Origin of the sequence: Acinetobacter sp. MYb10, assembly GCF_002980175.2 — a bacterium.
GTDB classification, from domain to species: Bacteria; Pseudomonadota; Gammaproteobacteria; order Pseudomonadales; family Moraxellaceae; genus Acinetobacter; species Acinetobacter guillouiae.
Genome location: NZ_CP058272.1, coordinates 2,473,832 through 2,492,449, shown reverse-complemented (window position 1 = coordinate 2,492,449; position 18,618 = coordinate 2,473,832). Strand labels below are relative to the sequence as shown.

The 18,618-nt window shown below is 39.2% G+C and carries 18 protein-coding genes; 11 read left to right on the top strand and 7 right to left on the bottom strand.

Annotation, left to right across the window (positions count from 1 at the left end):
* Positions 1–106: 106 nt before the first annotated feature.
* The gene (locus CQZ96_RS11580) at positions 107–3,529 is read right to left on the bottom strand and encodes an Rne/Rng family ribonuclease (protein ID WP_105713999.1); all 3,423 of its coding nucleotides are present in this window, start codon (positions 3,527–3,529) and stop codon (positions 107–109) included.
* A 769-nt stretch (positions 3,530–4,298) separates the two neighbouring features.
* Between CQZ96_RS11580 and CQZ96_RS11575 the strand changes: the two genes are divergently transcribed.
* From CQZ96_RS11575 to CQZ96_RS11560, 4 genes are all read left to right on the top strand, one after another.
* Positions 4,299–5,237: an RluA family pseudouridine synthase gene (locus tag CQZ96_RS11575; protein ID WP_004718156.1), complete on the top strand. Its 939-nt coding sequence runs from the start codon at positions 4,299–4,301 to the stop codon at positions 5,235–5,237.
* A gap of 153 nt (positions 5,238–5,390) precedes the next feature.
* Positions 5,391–6,059: an HAD-IA family hydrolase gene (locus tag CQZ96_RS11570; RefSeq protein WP_105713998.1), complete on the top strand. Its 669-nt coding sequence runs from the start codon at positions 5,391–5,393 to the stop codon at positions 6,057–6,059.
* 80 nt (positions 6,060–6,139) lie between these two features.
* Positions 6,140–6,841, top strand: a complete 702-nt coding sequence (locus CQZ96_RS11565) for a helix-turn-helix transcriptional regulator (protein WP_105713997.1) — start codon at positions 6,140–6,142, stop codon at positions 6,839–6,841.
* Between the two features lie 57 nt (positions 6,842–6,898).
* A complete protein-coding gene (locus tag CQZ96_RS11560) occupies positions 6,899–7,504 on the top strand; it encodes a glutathione S-transferase family protein (protein ID WP_105713996.1) in 606 nt (201 codons plus the stop codon).
* Between the two features lie 138 nt (positions 7,505–7,642).
* Here CQZ96_RS11560 and CQZ96_RS11555 read toward each other — a convergent pair whose 3' ends face one another.
* From CQZ96_RS11555 to CQZ96_RS11545, 3 genes are all read right to left on the bottom strand, one after another.
* On the bottom strand, positions 7,643–8,314 hold the full coding sequence (locus tag CQZ96_RS11555) for a DUF1345 domain-containing protein (RefSeq protein WP_056516824.1): 672 nt from the start codon (positions 8,312–8,314) through the stop codon (positions 7,643–7,645).
* A gap of 124 nt (positions 8,315–8,438) precedes the next feature.
* Positions 8,439–9,347, bottom strand: a complete 909-nt coding sequence (hcaR, locus tag CQZ96_RS11550) for a DNA-binding transcriptional regulator HcaR (protein WP_105713995.1) — start codon at positions 9,345–9,347, stop codon at positions 8,439–8,441.
* 542 nt (positions 9,348–9,889) lie between these two features.
* The gene (locus CQZ96_RS11545) at positions 9,890–10,348 is read right to left on the bottom strand and encodes a GNAT family N-acetyltransferase (protein ID WP_105713994.1); all 459 of its coding nucleotides are present in this window, start codon (positions 10,346–10,348) and stop codon (positions 9,890–9,892) included.
* 127 nt (positions 10,349–10,475) lie between these two features.
* Between CQZ96_RS11545 and CQZ96_RS11540 the strand changes: the two genes are divergently transcribed.
* The 4 genes from CQZ96_RS11540 (at position 10,476) to CQZ96_RS11525 (ending at position 13,820) form a co-directional block, all read left to right on the top strand.
* The gene (locus tag CQZ96_RS11540; RefSeq protein ID WP_105713993.1) at positions 10,476–11,414 is read left to right on the top strand and encodes a cation diffusion facilitator family transporter; all 939 of its coding nucleotides are present in this window, start codon (positions 10,476–10,478) and stop codon (positions 11,412–11,414) included.
* A gap of 2 nt (positions 11,415–11,416) precedes the next feature.
* Positions 11,417–12,547 (top strand): MBL fold metallo-hydrolase, encoded by a 1,131-nt coding sequence (locus CQZ96_RS11535; RefSeq protein ID WP_105713992.1) that lies wholly within the window; start codon positions 11,417–11,419, stop codon positions 12,545–12,547.
* A 40-nt stretch (positions 12,548–12,587) separates the two neighbouring features.
* Positions 12,588–13,106: a hypothetical protein gene (locus CQZ96_RS11530; protein ID WP_105713991.1), complete on the top strand. Its 519-nt coding sequence runs from the start codon at positions 12,588–12,590 to the stop codon at positions 13,104–13,106.
* 63 nt (positions 13,107–13,169) lie between these two features.
* The gene (locus tag CQZ96_RS11525; RefSeq protein ID WP_105713990.1) at positions 13,170–13,820 is read left to right on the top strand and encodes a hypothetical protein; all 651 of its coding nucleotides are present in this window, start codon (positions 13,170–13,172) and stop codon (positions 13,818–13,820) included.
* 2 nt (positions 13,821–13,822) lie between these two features.
* Here the strand turns inward: CQZ96_RS11525 and CQZ96_RS11520 are convergent, their stop codons facing one another.
* The 3 genes from CQZ96_RS11520 to CQZ96_RS11510 form a co-directional block, all read right to left on the bottom strand.
* Positions 13,823–14,221: a DoxX-like family protein gene (locus tag CQZ96_RS11520; protein WP_105714048.1), complete on the bottom strand. Its 399-nt coding sequence runs from the start codon at positions 14,219–14,221 to the stop codon at positions 13,823–13,825.
* Positions 14,208–14,654 carry a thiol-disulfide oxidoreductase DCC family protein gene (locus CQZ96_RS11515; protein ID WP_105713989.1) on the bottom strand — a complete coding sequence of 149 codons (447 nt, stop codon included), beginning with the start codon at positions 14,652–14,654 and terminating at the stop codon, positions 14,208–14,210. Before CQZ96_RS11515 ends, CQZ96_RS11520 begins: the two co-directional genes overlap by 14 nt.
* 102 nt (positions 14,655–14,756) lie before the next feature.
* Complete coding sequence (locus tag CQZ96_RS11510) at positions 14,757–16,277, bottom strand: catalase (protein WP_004718136.1); 1,521 nt, start codon at positions 16,275–16,277, stop codon at positions 14,757–14,759.
* Positions 16,278–16,960: 683 nt separating this feature from the next.
* Between CQZ96_RS11510 and CQZ96_RS11505 the strand changes: the two genes are divergently transcribed.
* The 3 genes from CQZ96_RS11505 to CQZ96_RS11495 are packed head-to-tail and all read left to right on the top strand — an operon-like array spanning position 16,961 to position 18,617.
* On the top strand, positions 16,961–17,392 hold the full coding sequence (locus tag CQZ96_RS11505; RefSeq protein WP_105713988.1) for a PAAR domain-containing protein: 432 nt from the start codon (positions 16,961–16,963) through the stop codon (positions 17,390–17,392).
* Positions 17,393–17,410: 18 nt separating this feature from the next.
* Entirely contained in the window at positions 17,411–17,935 is a 525-nt protein-coding gene (locus CQZ96_RS11500; protein WP_105713987.1) for a PAAR domain-containing protein, read from the top strand.
* Positions 17,925–18,617: a zinc protease gene (locus CQZ96_RS11495; protein WP_105713986.1), complete on the top strand. Its 693-nt coding sequence runs from the start codon at positions 17,925–17,927 to the stop codon at positions 18,615–18,617. Before CQZ96_RS11500 ends, CQZ96_RS11495 begins: the two co-directional genes overlap by 11 nt.
* Position 18,618: the final 1 nt, after the last annotated feature.

The following is an 18,618-nucleotide window of genomic DNA, read 5'->3' as shown; positions in this document are numbered from 1 at the left end:
TAATCTGACAAATGTCCTGATAATCTCTTCAAAATAGCAAAAAAACCTAGCCATCGAAATGACTAGGTTCTCTTTAATCGCTACATTTTAAGCAAATTTTTACACATTACTCATCCGCTGGCGGTGTCGCTTTTTTTGGCGGGCGACCACGAGGGCGACGAGGGCGGGCAGGTTTTTCATCTGTTGCCACATTGTCTGCCTTTTGTGCATCTTCATCTACAGCCGCTTCAGCAGTCGTATCTAAAGCAAGCGATTGTTGTGGCTTTTTCGCCTTTTCAGTTGCAACAACTGCTTTCTCAGCTGACTTAGCAGGGGCTGCTTTAACCACTTGAGCTTCCGCAGGCGCTGTTTCAACTGTCGTTTCTACAGGCGTTTCAGCTTGCACTTCTTCTGCTTGAGTAACCACAGGTGCTGCTTCAACTGGACTTGCTTGGGTCTCAGTTTTCACTTCTTCCGGTTGTTGCTCAAGTTCAGCTTGATGCTCTTGCTTTGCTTGTACAGCCGCTTGTTTTGCTAAACGACGACGTTCACGAGGATCATTCGCTACACGGCGATCATTCTCAGGCTTCGGTGGCGTTAAGTCTAAAACATCAGCAGGTTGTGCTTCTGGTGCTGCTTTAGAGATAGCAACATCGCGTGTTACAGGCTGCTTGCTTTGTACATCGGTCTTTTCTACCACAGTTAAGGTCGCTGAATATTCTTCAGTAAACTTAACCAAAGCACGATTGAATGTTGGAATTAACCCAAACTGTTCAATCAGTACCGCACAGTCATCACCATAGACATGACGAATCAACGTTCCCACTGTGTACTGATTTAATGTCGGTACTTGAGATGGTGCGATTTTAGGCGGTGCCGCTTTTGCTTGAGCAGCGTCACGTTGTTGACGGCGTTTTTGGCGCGGGTCATTGCTGGCACGTTGCACAGGCTGTTCTGCTTGAACCTCTGCTGCTGCAGGTGCTTTTGCTTCAGTCGTTACAGCCTGACTTTCTACAGCCGGTGCAGTAGCTGGTTGAGCATCTACAGTGCGAGGTGCTTTAGCAACAGTTTCAGCTTTTTCATTGCGATCATGACGCTTCGGCTTGTTGCTTGCTGGCGCAGCAACTTGTTGCGGGTTTAATGCCACAATTTCACTTTGAGCTTGATCAAGGTTAACCACTAAAGCTGTTTCAAGTGCTGCATGCTTCGGGGTGTCAATGAGTTCAACCTTAGGTTGTTTCTCTTGAGGTTGATTATGCTCTACAGGCGCATTGTTGTTTGGCGCTTGTTGTTGCTCATCATTAAACACGCTGCTATCGCGATGACGATTTGGGCGGTTTGGACGTTGCTGATGGTTACGATCACGACGTGGAACAGCTTGTTCAGCATGATTCGTTTCAGCATTTTGATCATGCTGTTGACGTGGCTGCTTTTGCTGACGACGTTGATCACGTTGTTCCTGACGCTGTTCTTGGCGTTGCTCTTGACGAGGCACCTGAACCACTTCTTCAATCACTTGATGTTGATCAGTGTTTTGTTCACGTGACTCTTTGTGCTTGTTGCGATTTTTATTTTTATTGTTGTTGTTACGCGGAGTTCGTTCTTCTTTCTCACCCTGTTTTTCATATTCACGTGGTTCTTGTTTTTGAACAGGTGCATGTGAAAGATAAGCATTGGTTTCAGCAACAACTTGAGCTTCAATTGCAGCTGGCGCGCTATTGCTATTCACTTGGCCAAATTGACCACGGCTTACAGCACCACCGTTAATCATTTGTTCAATGGCTGCAGCTGCATTGTTTGCAGTACGTGATTGGTCAACAGTTGCTGCTTGTTTTTGTACAAACAGATTTTCTAACCAAGCACATGGACTTGAAGCAGGTTGAGCAACTTGTGCTTGAACCGCTTGCTGAGCTTTTTGAGCTTGAGCAGGTTGTTGCTTTCTGTTTTGTTTATTGTTTTGTGCTTGAGCTGGTGCAGCATTGTGTTGCGTTTGCTCTTCTTCTAAATGCCACTCAGATGACTCATAGCCCAATTCTTTTTCGCTTGAACGGGTAGCTTCAGTACGTTCATAGCTAGTTGGCGCAAAACCTTCTGGGTTATATGAGATTTCGTAATGTGGTGTTTCTAAATGTGGATGTGGCAGTACAGTAACACGCACATTTGACGTTTGTTCTAAGTAAACCAGACTGTGACGCTTTTCATTCAATAAGAATGCTGCAATTTCAACAGGCACTTCAACTTGAACTTCACCTTGACGTTCACGTAATGCAATCTCTTCAACTTTACGCATAATTGAAAGAGAAAGAGAACGTAGATCACGTACCATACCTGTGCCATGACAGCGAGGGCATACATAACCTGTAGCTTCTTCAAGAGATGGGCGTAAGCGTTGACGGCTCATTTCCATTAAACCAAAACGTGACAATTGACCGAACTGGATACGGGCACGATCACTTTGCGTCGCTTCACGAAGTTTAGCTTCAACCATACGTTGGTTGCGCTCTTTGGTCATATCGATAAAGTCGATCACCACCAAACCACCAATATCACGTAAACGTAATTGGCGAGCAATTTCTTCAGCTGCTTCTAAGTTGGTGCTGAGCGCAGTTTCTTCTACATCATGTCCGCGTGTTGATTTCGCCGAGTTGATGTCGATTGAAACCAGTGCTTCAGTTTGGTCGATTACAATTGAACCGCCTGAAGGAAGTTTAACTTCACGTTCATAAGCTGTTTGAATTTGACTTTCAATACCAAAATGCGCAAATAACGGTTCATTTAACGTATAGGTTTTTAGCTTATCCAATTGATTTGGCATTACCGCTTTAACAAAGTTATAGGCTTCGTTATAGGCTTGCTCTGAGTCAATTAAAATTTCTGCAACATCATCACGTAAATAGTCACGGATAGCACGCGTCACCACACCAGCTTCTTGATGAACAAGCATTGGTGATGGACCAGAGTTTGCTGTACCTTGGATTTGTGCCCACAGGTCTAACAAATGTTGAAGATCAAGTTGCAGTTCTTCTTGTGAACGGCCAATCCCTGCTGTACGAACGATTACGCTCATACCACGAGGGGTATTTAATGACGCCAACATTTCTTTGAGTTCTTCACGAACTGAACCTGAAATTTGACGACTAATACCACCACCTTTTGGGTTGTTCGGCATCAAGACTAAATAGCGACCAGCAAGGGAAATATAAGTTGAAAGTGCAGCGCCTTTGTTGCCACGCTCTTCTTTTTCAACTTGAACCAAAAGTTCAGTGCCTTCAGTGATGAGTTCACGAATATTTGATGTTTGGCGAGGGTCTGCCTTGTAATAAGTATTGGCAATTTCGCGCATCGACAAGAAACCTTGACGACCCGCACCATACTCTACAAATACAGCTTCTAAAGAAGGCTCTACGCGAGTGACATGGCCTTTATAGATATTGGCTTTCTTTTGTTCACGTGTACGGTTTTCTAAATCGAAATCGTAAAGACGGTGACCAGTGATGAGTGCAACGCGAACTTCTTCGGCATGTGTTGCATTAATCAACATACGTTTCATGGGTGTAACACCTAATAGTGATTCACACCAACAACTCGCTATCTTTTTTAAGTGAAGCGAACATCTAAAATATTGGATCAATGCTCAAATCACGGATACATCCAATATGATCTGAGTAATTTACCCACTTGTTTTGAGCAAGGTTGGGTTTGATGCCTGTATTGATGCTGCAATACTTCTTTAATCTTTGCACGATTAAAGTTTTGAGCTCTTCACTGGCACTTAAGTGGTGCATTGGATGACTGATTTGATTCGTCTTTCACTATCACATTGCTCGAAGAGCATCTCAACTTTTGTGAGAGCGTCTTGATACGGAATTATCATCGTACCTTTACAAATTGTGCAGTTCCAATGCCTCAAACACTTATGTCCTGAATAACACTCTACAGCGACTTGCCTGATGTGTATCAGTTTATGTTTAAAAACCAACGTCTGGGTTGGCGACATATATTTTTAAACAAACTGATTTCTGTACTTTAAGTACAATTAAACGCAACAGTTTGTCTTTTTGCCGATATAATAAAGCCTTCGGCGTCGGCATATTCTTTTGGGACCTTTCCGCATCTATCGTGAATTTTATCGTTTGTGTCACGCTTTCATTTTTAAAAAAGGGTGGCACTAAATTTCACTTACGGTGGTATCCGTGCGCTGACTATAGCAAACCTTGAATCATCTGCCTATGGGCTATATGCTTATTTTGTATGAAAAGCATAGTCTAAATGATCAGTTTTTAATCAAATTTTAGTTTTTTATTGGATCACCTAACTGTATGAATTCTACGCAACAATGGCAAAATGTAACTTGGTTTGAAGTAGACGAGCATCAAGAAGGCCAGCGCATCGATAATTTCTTATTTACTCGCCTGAAAGGTGTGCCGAAAAGCCGTATTTATCGTTTAATTCGTGAAGGTCAAGTACGCGTCAATAAAAAGCGTATAAAAGCAGAAACTAAGCTAGCGATTGGCGATCAAATCCGTGTTGCACCTATTCGCTTTGAGCAAAAAGACGAAACTGATGCACCTGTATCCGATAAGGTTGCACAAAGCTTACTCAGCCGTGTGGTGTATGAGGATGAAGGTTTATTGGTGGTCAACAAGCCGTCTGGAATTGCCGTACATGGTGGAAGCGGTGTGGCTTATGGCTTAATTGAAGGCTTACGCGCGGCAACAGGTAAAAAATATTTGGAATTGATTCATCGTATTGACCGCGATACTTCGGGTCTGGTGATGGTGAGTAAAAAACGCAGCACATTGAAGGCGTTACAAGACATGTTGCGTGAGCATAAAATTAAAAAAACCTATGCTGCGATTGTTAAAGGTCAAGTGAGTTTAGATCAACAGTTGATTAATCAACCTTTATTGCGCTATGAGCTGTCCAATGGTGAACGTCGTGTACGTGTCTCAGAAGAAGGTAAAGAATCTAAGACACAATGGAAAGTTGCCGAGCGCTTTATGCATGCGACACTGGTCTATGCGTCTCCACTGTCAGGCCGTACCCATCAAATTCGTGTGCATGGTTTAAGTATTGGTCATCCTTTAGTGGGTGACGATAAGTATGGTCATGAAACAGAGTATCGTGGACCCAAAGCTCGTCGATTGAGCCTACATGCAATGCGTCTTGAAATTCCTGGTTATCCTGTGATCGAAGCGCCTTTACCTGAAGATATGCAAAGCTTGGTTGCGCAGTTAAGAGCACAAAAGAAAGATTGATTCGATCTCGCTGCTCACTTTATCTTTTACACACAGGGAACTTGTTTTATGAAAAGTTCCCTTTGTGTTTAAAAATGCGTTAGCTTGTCATGTAAAGGGCATAAGATCTAAACATTAGTCATGCGTAAACTGAGCAAATATTGGAAATAATTCATGCAAAAACCTGTAGAACTTATCATTTTTGATTGGGATGGCACTTTATTTGATTCAGTTGGGCAAATTGTGGCGAGTTTATTGGTTGCTGCAAAAACCTTTGACCAACCGTTAACAGCTGATGCTGCGAAAAGTATTATTGGTTTAGGTTTACCTGAAGTTGCTCAAGTGTTATTTCCACAGATCCCTGAGTTACACACTGAAATTTTGAAATGCTATGGCGATCATTATGTTGAGCATTCCAAAGATGATTTATGGTTCGCTGGTGTCTCTGAAATGTTGCATGATTTAAAAAATCAAAATATCAAATTGGCAGTTGCAACAGGGAAAAGCCGTCGTGGTTTAGATCGTGTTTTGGCTCAGACCCAGAGTCAGGATTTATTTGAGATCACCCGTGCAGCGAGCGAAACCAAATCCAAGCCAGATCCATTGATGTTGGCTGAAATTTTAGATTACACTGGAATTTCGGCGGAGCAAGCCATTATGGTGGGCGATACATCTTATGACTTAGAAATGGCACAGAATATTGCCATGCCACGTGTTGGGGTGAGTTATGGGGTACATGCGATTGATGTATTACAGCGTTTTAATCCGCTGATGATCGCGGATAACGTCGATCATTTACATCAGTTTTTAACTCAACAGCTTAAGGCCAGTGAAGTTGCTTAGATGCTGTTTTTACGCTGTTTGCAGATTGCCCTCAGCGTAAACTTAGATAAAACCAAAGAGATATAATAAGAAAATTGACCATGAGCCGTTCTATTCGATTACTCACTTTATTACAACTTTTACGTGAACAGCGTTATCCCATTACCGCGCAATGCTTAGCAGAACATTTGGAGATTAGTGTCCGAAGTGTTTATCGGGATATTGAAAGTTTACGTGACCAAGGTGTCAATATTGAGGGCAGTGCGGGCTTAGGATTTCAGCTGAAAGAAAACTTTTTACTGCCTCCGATGAGTTTGGATGAAACGGAAGTCGAAGCAGTGTTCTTGGCATTGCATTGGTTAAGGTCAGTGCCAGATCCAGCATTAAAAAATGCTGCACATTCAGTTTTGGCCAAACTCAATGCGGTATTGCCCAAGAATAAACAAGAACTGATTGATGAAACCATGCTTCGGTCTATCAACCATTGGCTTGTGGTTGATGAGAAAATTGTAGAACAAGTACGTCTAGCAATTCGTTATCAGGTCAAGATTGAAGTGCATTATTTAGATGAAAAACAAAATATCTCTAGCCGTATGCTTTGGCCTTTTGTCTTAGGGTATTTCAATGACAAAATGTTGTTGGCTGCATGGTGTGAGTTACGTGAGGATTTTCGAAATTTTCGTTTAGATCGGATTCAAAAATTAAATGTGACCGAAATCATTTACCCAGAGTTTAAGCGCCATCTTTTTCAGGCATGGTGGCAAAAAGAGCTGCAAAAAAAATCCATGCTGAAAAGCTCCTGACAAAAACTGACACAGCCGCCCTTTATATTCAATACACCACTATAAAGGAATGGAAAAATGGGCTTAAAACTATATAGCAACGCGCAGTCTAGAGGTCTTGTTATTGAATGGCTACTGATTGAACTGGGTGCTGAATTTGAAAAAATTGAGTTGGCTTATCACACTGAAATGAAGTCAGAATCTTATCTAAAGATTAACCCATTTGGCAAAGTGCCCACCTTAGTCGATGGCGATATGGTGATTTACGAAATGCCTGCAATTTGCGCATACTTGGCAGATAAGTTTTTTGATCAAGGACTTGCACCAGCACTGGATGATCCAAAACGTGGCTTGTATTTCCGTTGGTTGTTCTTTGCTGCTGGACCGTGGGATGCAGCCACGACGGATCGCGCATTAAAGGTTGAGATTACCGACGAGCAAAAAATGCATATTGGCTATGGAAACTTTCAGGACACCTATACGGCTTTAATTCAGGGCTTGCAGCAGGCTCAACCTTATCTATGTGGTGAGCAATTTACGGTAGCCGATGTGTTTGTTGGTTCCATGCTATTTTGGCAATTGAAGATGGCAGAGATTGAAAGCCATCCTGCAATTGAAAAATATCTTAATTCAATCAAAAGCCGAAAAAACTTAAGAAATAATCAAGCACTTTTTAGCGACTAAATCATCAAGACGATGCAAACTTAGCATGATCTCGTGCTGGGTTTGCATTGAGGTTTTTTAGTCACATTCAAGCGCAGAAAAATGATAAAAAACTTTGGAGATTGGTTTTTGGTTTTAATCCCTCTATTTTTACTTCAGTTAAATAAAACCTGCGGCAACATTAATACAGATCGCCAAAATCGTCGTGTTAAATCCATATGCCAAAAGGATATGGAGAATATTTAAAACGCGCATCGAACGTGATGTAATCGATACATCCGCAGTTTGCGCAGAAGTACCAATGACATAACTAAAATATAAAAACTCAGGGTAGGTTGGTTTAGGTGTTTTTGGAAAGTCCAATCCACCATCCTGATGATTCTCCACTGCCAAGTAAAAGTCATGTGCATAGTGAATAGCAAAAATAGTATGCATAAATAACCATGCAAAAATGATGGTAAAAATTGCTAAGGCGATATGTCCGGCTTTAACTCCAGTCACATCGGGCAAATGTGCCAATTCAATAATAATGGCAATAAAACACATGATGAGTGAGAGCACAACCAACAGCAAAATGATCCATTTGCTGGCATCCTGCTGCTGAGCGCGCTTTAAAATATGCGCTTGATTGGTTGCCCAGAGCATTTTCATGGTCAGGATTAAATAGACCAGGGTGGCTATATTCCAGCTGAATAACAAATTGGTTGACCACTGCCAATCTGTGCTCAAAGACATCCCCATATACACAACTGCTGTGAGGAGAAAACTAATAAAGAAATATGGGCGAGACTGAATGCCTGATCGAAGTTGGTGAAATGCACGTCCTAACATGATGAACACCGCCTGAGTTAAAGATTGATGGATATTTGAGCAAAGAAAATGAGCATTAAGTTCTATTGGTTTAAGTCGTCATATTAAAAAATAGGCCTACGCTCTATGTCTTATCGCAGCGGTCTTATTTTTGCTCTAAACGATTGATATCCAGATAAAATACCTTGGTTAATAGTTCAATGAATTTTTGTATCGCAGCAGAGCCAGCACTTTTTCGATAACTTACATACAAGTCTAGATAGGGAAGCTCAATATCTAAGGGTCGAATGACAGAGTTATTATTGATTAATGGCGCAATATAACTTGGCAAAATTGTACAGCCTAAGCCCGCTCCAACTGAGTTAATATTCAATGAAATATTGTCAGCTTTTTGGACGATATTCAATTCAATATGATTGTGTTTGGCAAACTCTAAAATGGTGTTGTGCAAAGTCGTGGATTGTTCTTCAGCAGGAATAATAAAATCGATCCCATTGAGCGCTTTAACAGGGATACGTTCATACTTGGCTAAAGGATGATCTTTGGGTAAAACAAAAATTAACGGCTCACGGAGCACAAATTTACTTTCGATTTCATCATTATGAAAATTGTGCCTGCTAAAGCTGATATCTAGCTCACCCTTTTTCAATGCGCGCATTTGTTCAAGGTTATTTAAGCTTAATAACTCAATTTTTAGCTCAGGATTTTGTACCCTTAAATTTGGTAAGACATAAGGGAAAATCTTTATTTCAGCCACGGGTACAAACCCAATCCTTAACAATAGCTGTCTGGCTTTGGAGACCTGTCTTGCCATAGCAACAGCCTTATCGGCTTGTGCTAAAGTTAAGCGTGCTTGCTCTAGAAAAACAGCACCTTCTTCAGTAAGTTCAACTTTACGCTTGGTCCGATTTAACAGCCGAACACCGACATCTTCTTCAAGATCTTTGATCTGTTGGCTGAGTGAGGGTTGTGCTGTATAAAGTCTCAATGCTGCTTTGCTAAAGTTGAGTTCTTCAGCCACAGTAATGAAGTATCTCAGATGTCGTAATTCCATATAACGCGTCCAAAGAATAATCCAAAAAATGTCTTACTAAGATTTTCAAAGAGTATAATCTATAAACAACTGTCAGGTGAAGACGATTATAGTATTTAGAAAATAAATGAACTTTTTAAAATCATTGTTATTTTAATATAGAAAATAACATAGCGAATAATTGATAAAATATCTTAATTAAAACAAAAAATATTTCTCTAAGCTCTAGTCTAGAAGCAATCAACTGTACAAAGTTACATCAATTTATCTACGGCCCTTACTTGTCATAAGCGTACTTTCAGGAATGGAAAAATTGATATCGATGTTTTAATTGATGTATCTCGTCATCAATCTACAGCGATCCAAATTTATATGAACGAACATTTGAAAAGTGGTTGATTGCACTGGTTTAAGTTGTTGCTATCTGTCTGATAGACATGATCATGCTGAGAATTACAAAAACCGACTTGGAGATAGGGTAAAGTCGGTTTGGTATTTATGGATTCTAGAGTTGATGAGGGTGTTTATGATGATGTTTTTGATCTCGCTCTATCTCAAAACACTTAGACGGAAGGCTTCTTTAGTTTCAAATGCAAAATTGGAAATGGGTTACCTTCAGCATCAAGTTCCGAACGTGCAATTTGTTGGAAGTTATGTTTCTTATAAAACTCCAAAGCACGAATATTTTGTTCGTTGACATCTACTTCATGTGCACCTAACTCAAAAGCTTTTTGAATGAGCATGGAACCGATACCTTGATCAAAAAACTTAGGGTCAATAAATAACATTTCAATCTTTTGATAAGCCAGTCCCATAAACCCAGCGATTTGACCTTCACGTTCCACATGAAACAACCGCACATGATCAAAATAATGATGCTGAATGATGAGCGTTTTAATTTGTAAGATATGCTGTTCGTTTAAAAAGTCATGAGTCGCACGTACAGAAGCTTCCCAAATTTTTAATAATTGTGGATGAGACTGCGACGGAGTATTTAGAATATTGGTTAAATTGGGTTCCATAAAAGATTCACTCAATTGTGAAAAGCAACAAAAAATAAAGAAAAATCACAGATAGTTTCGCTAATATGAAGCAGGACAGATATAAAAATCAAATTGATGTATTTGATGATAAAAAACAGGACAATAAATGTCAGATTCCAACAAAATTGTTGTATATGCAGCACTTTTGGGCAATTTAGCCATTGCTCTGGTTAAGTTTGTTGCCGCTTATATTACAAATAGTTCGGCGATGCTTAGTGAGGCAGTCCATTCTGTCGTAGACACTTTAAATGAAATCTTATTGCTGTATGGTTTAAAAAAATCACAACAGCCTGCAAATTATCATCACCCCTTTGGTTATGGGCGAGAGTTATATTTCTGGGCCTTTATTGTCGCATTGTTGGTTTTTGCTTTAGGTGCTGTGGTTTCAATTTATCAGGGTATTCAACATATTCGTCATCCAGAAGTTATACAATCCCCATTGGTCAATTATGTGGTACTCGGATTTGCGCTGCTTTGTGAAGGCACTTCATGGTTTATTGCGTTGAAAACATTTAAAAAGACCAAAGGTCAAATGGGATATTTTGAAGCTTTTCGTCGCAGTAAAGATCCGACAACCTTTACAGTTTTATTTGAAGACTCAGCAGCTTTAATTGGCTTAATCATTGCATTGCTGGGAATATTTTGTGCCCAGCAGTTTAATTTACCCATTTTAGATGGTGTGGCTTCGGTACTGATTGGTGTTGTCTTAGCCATCTCAGCCCTGCTTTTGGCAAGGGAAACCAAAGGGTTGTTGATGGGTGAAACAGCAGATCCAAAACTGCGTCATAATGTATTGAAAATTGCTCAGGAAGATCCTGCCGTGTATTCAGCAAATGGCGTACTGACTGAACAAATGGGTGCACATCAAGTGATTGCTTCTTTAAGCTTAGAGTTTAAAGATAGTTTAACTTCCGATGATATCGAAGCCTGTGTGAACAGAATTGAAGCAAAGATTAAAAGTATTCATCCCGAAATCGTGGCATTATTCGTGAAGCCACAAACACAGCAAGTATGGCTTGAAAGAATGAAAGGGCGTTTAGAGTAATCATGTCGAAACAAGAGCCAATGGTCCGTCTTGAAGATACAACGGTACAAGACAACACAATGCAAAATAAGACTGTTCCATCTCAGCAAGTTCAACAATTGCATTATCGAATTGATACTGAAAATTGTCTGTCACATACATGGTATAAACCTGTATTTAGTGTGATTGGTTCAAATCAACACAATGGTGAACGATTCTTTAATGAAGTACGTAAACCACAAGGGCGTAGCCGTTGGGATTTGATGAAATGGCTGGGTACCCGAAAATCATATACTTGGAATGTGGATACTCAAAAAGAATCATCAGAATTCTATGCGGCAAAACGCGTATTACCTCAGAATCGACCAGATGCCGATGAGCATGATTGGCAAATCTGGTTTGTGAGCCATGCGACTGTACTGGTTCAAATTGGTCCCTATAACTTTTTAACTGATCCTGTTTGGGCCGACTATGTCAGTCCAAAACATGGGCGTGGACCAAAACGTGTGATTCCTGCTGGAATTGCTTTAGAGCAATTGCCAGAGATTCATGCAGTTTTACTCAGTCATAATCACTATGACCATATGGATTTAGCCTCTTTAAGATGGCTACACAACAAGTTTGCCATGCCAATCTATACAGGTTTGGGCAATGCCTGTTACTTGCCTAAAGAGTTCCATGTGATTGAGATGGACTGGTGGCAATCTGCATTGTTTAAAAACTTAAAAATTATTTATACCCCAGCACAGCATGGTTCGGGTCGTGGTTTACGTGATCAGAATATTGCATTGTGGGGCGGTTTTTCTGTGGTATCGCAACATGGTCATTTCTTCTTTGCTGGCGATACGGGGTATTCACCGCATTTTAAAGAAATTCAAAAACGTTTAGGTTCACCGCGAATTGCGTTATTGCCAATCGGTGCGTATGAACCAAGAGCGCTAATGAAATATATGCACATGAATCCACAAGATGCTTTTCAGGCGCATTTAGATTTACAAGCCAAACGTTCTTTGGCAATTCATTACCGTACTTTCCAATTGACGGATGAAGCACGGGAACAGCCTGAGCAGGATTTACAAAAGGCCATGAAGAATTCATCAAAAATGGTTAATCCATTCTACTGTATCCGTGAAGGTCGTAAATTGGTGGTGTAGTGGGCCCCTTATTGAGCCATAAAAATTGAGCGCACTAAAAATGATAAAAATCTTATCCAGTACTTTGTTGTTTTGCTTGGTGATGACTTCAGTCGCTGCAAAATCTATAGACCTAACTCAAGCGGCTAAGGCGGATTGTGTTTCAGACGAGCCATGTGCTGTTGTAGACCAATCTGCAGCAGTCGAAGATTTTGAACCTGAGGATTATACGAAAAGTATTAAGCCTTTAAATAAAAAATATGATTTGGAAATAGGGGATAAATGGGAGCTGATATACCAAAATTCAGATACTCAATTCTTTGAAAATGATCTGCGATTGGCCGATACTATTCAGCTTGCTCAAGCTTGGGTTAAAAGTGTGAACCCAAAAAAACAATATACGATTAATTATTATCAAGTATTGTGTAAGGATCGGACATTTACACGGTTAGAACAGTTTAAAAGTCAGGACGATAAAAACTATAAACTGGTTAAAAAGGTAGAGCATTATCGTCAGACACAACCCTTTAGTCAGGCCGGTGAAATACTTCCAGTTTTGGAAAAGCTGTGTCAGGATTAGGGGGATTTATCCAAACTAAAAAATAGTGTTGATTCCTGATTGAAAAATCAAGGGAGATGAATAATGAAAATAATCCAAACTTTATTGATGTTACTGGCATTATCCAGTACAGCTTTTGCTGAGACTCAAAATATACAAATTAATCAAAATAATTTTGAGTTGAAAACAGTGATGAATGAAGAAGAAGCTGATTCTTTACGTAAAGATATTGAATTATATCGAAATAACCAAAAGTTGCTCACGCATACAATTTATTCAACCACGGGTGACTGTAGTATTCTCCAGATTGAATTGGGTGATTATGAGGTCAAAGATAACAAGATTATTTTTTATAGTTATTGGGCCTCAGGTGATCGGCAGGGGCTCTGGACTTATCCTTATGGTGTGCGCAAACAAACCTATACTGTAGATGCAAAGGGTAAGGTGAAATTAGTCAGTGCCGTACTGTATGTTGAAGATATTTTGGGTGATCCACTTAGCACAAACCCAGATGAGGAATACCTTCAATTTTTGCATACCGCTCCAAAAAACAAGCAACAACAACGTGCACTGAGTGAATATATTCAAACCATGCAAAGTGATTATAAAGGTCGATTTGTGCATGGACAGGAACGGGCGCGCTTAATTCAAGAAGTGAAAAGCAAACTTGCCAAGCAAATTGCCACTGAAACCAAAGGATGGAAAGAGCAGTTTGGTACAAATGTGCGAATGTAAGTTTATTCGGCTTTTTGAGCATTGAGAAGTTGAATTGCGACAATAGACAGTGCAGCCATTGCGGTATTCATGATGAAAGGATTAAAACCCTGCGCAAAATAGTGTGGATAAACAATCGCTACAACCAGTAAAAACAACAGCATCGCGATGATATTTAAATAATGCAGAAGCTTTGATTGTCTAAAAATAAGAAATAAGCCACCAAATATTATTTCTCCAAATCCTGAGAGTTCAATAAGTCTAGGAATGGGCAACAATTGAATCCCTGTAAATTGCCAAAATTGTTGCTCTTCGATGACTTTATATATGATTTTAGGGATGAGCCCCTGATAGAACCATAATACAGCCAGTGAAATATGAATGGTCAATAGGGCATTCTGAAGTGCTTTAGAATTTTGTATCAATGCTATGTTCCAAGAAATGTTTTTTATTTTCAGATGAAGGCAGTAAACACTGCGCAGTAGTACCAAATAAACGATAGCGATTTAAAGCGATTCGGCGGTATAGAAAATCTCGGATAAATTTGGGTATCCCATAACCCATTTTTAAATATGAAAAGGGTCGTCCTAAGCTTTCAATCACTTTTAAAAACGCAGTGGATTCACTATAGGCTTGCCCATTTTTAATCACCAACATGCTCTCAAATTGCTCAGTGGGCATTTGGTAATGTCTTAAGATGTCTTGCCCTAAAGGTGATTGTACTGAAGTTAATTTAAATTGTGCCTGTGTATCATATTTGATTAAAAACTTTGCCCAGCCATTACATAACACACAGATTTCATCAAATAAAATGATGTCATGTTGTTGAATTATCGCTTCAATTTTCTGTTGCATGGCTTTACTCGCGATTGGGAGTTTCTTCAATATAGTGCATTTATACAAAATAAAAAACCGCCCGAAGGCGGTTTCTATTGAATGACTTTTATTGAGCTAGGCTTATTGAAAACCAGGATGACCTTTGCCAGGATCGCTATCGCGTGCAGCTTGTGCATCTGCAACAGTTAAGCCCAAGGCTTTTGCCACGCCTTCTCCATACGCTGGGTCACATGCATAACAGTTACGGATATGACGATACTTAATAAAATCAAGTGCATCACCCATCGCACCCGCCGTATTATCAAACAGTGCTTGTTTTTGCGTATCATTCATTAAATTGAATAAAGCACGTGGTTGGCTGAAATAATCCGAATCATCTTGGCGGAAATCCCAATAATCTGCATCACCACTGATTTTTAGTGGTGGTTCTTTAAACTGAGCTTGTTCCTGCCATTGGCTAAAACTATTTGGTTCATAGTGTGGTAAACCGCCATAGTTTGCATCGACACGGCCTTGACCATCACGGTGATTAGAATGAACAGGGCAACGTGCAGCATTGACAGGAATTTGTTGATAATTCACACCCAAACGGTAGCGTTGAGCATCGGCATAGTTAAATAATCGTGCTTGCAACATACGGTCAGGTGAAACACTGATACCTGGAACTAAATTACTTGGTGCGAAAGCCGATTGCTCTACATCAAGGAAGAAGTTTTCAGGATTTTTATTCAGCTCAAACTCACCCACATCAATCAGTGGATAATCTGCATGAGGCCAAACTTTGGTAAGGTCAAATGGATGATAAGGGACTTTTTCTGCATCTGTTTCAGGCATGACTTGAATTTGGAGCTTCCATTTTGGGAAGTTACCATTTTCAATCGAATCAAATAAATCACGTTGATTACTTTCACGGTCTTTAGCAACAACTGCTTCCGCTTCAGCATCGGTTAAATTTTCAATGCCTTGTTGAGTACGGAAATGAAATTTGACCCAAAAACGTTCATTGTTTGCATTGATAAAGCTGTACGTATGACTACCAAAACCATGCATATGGCGGAAGCTTTTTGGAATACCACGATCAGACATCACAATCGTCACCTGATGCAAAGCTTCAGGTAATAACGTCCAAAAATCCCAGTTGTTGGTTGCACTACGTAGATTGGTTTTAGGGTCGCGTTTTACGGCTTTATTTAAATCTGGGAATTTACGTGGATCACGCATGAAAAAGACGGGAGTGTTGTTTCCAACGAGATCCCAGTTACCTTCTTCGGTATAGAACTTGAGTGCAAAACCACGAATATCACGTTCTGCATCTGCTGCACCACGTTCACCAGCTACAGTAGTGAAGCGTGCAAACATTTCTGTTTGTTTGCCAATTTGTGAGAATATTTTAGCGCGTGTGTACTGAGTAATATCGTGAGTTACGGTAAATGTACCAAAAGCACCTGAACCTTTTGCATGCATTCTGCGCTCAGGAATAACCTCGCGTACAAAGTTGGCCAGTTTCTCGTTTAACCATAAATCTTGTGCCAGTAGAGGACCACGTGCGCCTGCCGTTAAACTATTTTGGTTGTCTACAACAGGTGCACCAAAAGCCGTTGTCAGGTGGGTTACAGGACATTTTTTTGAGTCTTGGCTCATTCTATTTCTCCATTTTTAATTAATCATGTATTCATTTTTGAATAGATGGAATAGATAAAGAATATTCGCTATTACATGACATTAACCGTAATTGAAAAACCAATATAGTGAACAATTGTTAAATCTAATTGATCTAAAAATAAATGATTTGTCATTTATTTTTAGAAACAACTTACCGGTCTTTATCTGCTTTAAAATACTGTTGTTTAAGGAAGAGCAAGCAATGTTTTAAAGCGATAACTTTACTTTAGAGTGATTTTTTATATTTGTGAAATTGATAAAAATATTATTATTGATTTGTTTTGGCGATTAATAGGGGAACATAACGTTGTGTGGTGTGAAGTAAGTGATTTTATATAAAACTGCTTGAGCGTGATTTTTTCAGTATTGAAAGCCTATATAGAAAGTTTTGAGTGGATAGATCTAGTTTTTTATTAAATTTCGTATAAACTATATTGTGTTTATTTTCTACAGTGTGTGTTAAATTTTATTTAACTATTTTTACTTATATAAACATATGTACCTAAAAATTAAATGCCTCCCTCTCTAAGTTGCAAGGGTTAAAAGCTTTTTACTAAAACAAGAATTTATTTGCCAAATATTCTCAATTTTATCATTCGAAATATGGCTCAACTATTTTCTTTTTTATAAAACAAACAACAAGATAATTATGGAGTATAACCATGAATCATAAGATTTTTTTATCGCAACTTTCTCAAGACGAGATATTGAAATTGTCTACTGACGAAATTCAACAGCGTATATTGGCTGAACAAGAATTTATAAATAAACAACCTCATAAGAATTTTTTAGCAGCAACACATGGCTCCAAAACTAAAAATGGTGGGTTAGTTAAAGCAAGCATTAATCAACGGGTGAAAGCAGAAGGTCACCTTATTGCCGCAGTGGGGGATGAGGTCATTTATCAAGATGGTTCAAGCTCTAAAATCATTTCAGGTGCTGGTGAGGAAGGGAAAATCGAAGGTTTTGAGGTAGCGCCTGTTGGAAGCCGTTTGGAAAATGGTGATGAAATTATCGAAAGTCTACAATCAAGTTTTGTATTCCGTTTATATGCGGATAGAGCAATTCCTGAAGGATTTTTAAATCATGATTAATTTTTAAAGGGGAAAATCATGGCTAAAGGTTTTGCGATAGATCACTCTATGACTGATCATGGTGGAATTATCAGGGCAACTCAAATGAGCGCTTCTCAAATGGGGAGCTTGTTTTTAGTTGCAGATGATGGGCATTTTTGTCCTAAATGTAAGTGTTGGTCGAAAATTATTAAAAGTCACGATCATATTATTTTTGATGGTAAAGCCGTCGCTTATGTTGGTGATCAACTCACTTGTGGGGCAAAAATTTTACCAAAGCAGGATCATGTTGTTGGAGATAGTGGCAGTCCATATTATTCAGCCAATAGAAATAATGTGATGAAAAATAGCTTTATTGACACTCTAGCTTATGGTCATAGATTTCAACTAACGGATGAAGCTACAAATGAACCATTAGCAAATATATGTTATGAGATTATAAAAAATAATGAATTCTTTCATGGGACTACAGATAAGGAAGGTTATACCGAAATAATCAGTAGTGATCAGGCTGATGAAATACAAATTAATATAATTTATGAGGAGCATACACATGAGTTCTAATTCTTCTGGTGGGAATGGAGTAGAAATATGGCTCAGTGCAATATTAAAGTTGGGTAAAATGTTAAGCTCTGAAAATCCACCCACAACGGAGCTTAAAGTTGAAACAAAAAGAAAGCTCACCGCGGGTGAAATCAAAATGAGCAGATTAATTTTTCAAGATTCAATCGATTATTCGAAAATATGGATTCATGTAGCTGGATATCTTCATAGGAAAACGGGTAATGCCATGACTCCAGCGGGAGAAATATATCTACCAAAAGAAGATTATCTAAACAACAACGATTTTAGTGTTTCTCCACCACATTTAAAGCACTGGTTTATGCACGAGATGACTCATGTTTGGCAATATCAATTAGGGGCTTCAGTTGGTTGGTTGGGACTCAAACAGTTGTGTAAAGGTGGTTATACTAAATCAGTAAATTCTGCTGATTCAGGTGCTAGTGAACTATTGGCATACGATACCGATATATTAAATAGGGATCAGAATAAAAAATTTAGCGATCTAAATTTTGAACAACAAGGTAGAGTCGTAGAGTTTTATTTTGATGGAATGTATCTGAAAGAAGAGAGACCTGAAAGAGCTCACCATCAAAAAAGCTTGAAAATGCTTCTTGAGGTACAAGCAATAATAATGGACTTAATTATAGACCCTACTGATAAAATGTTACTACCAAAGGCTTAGT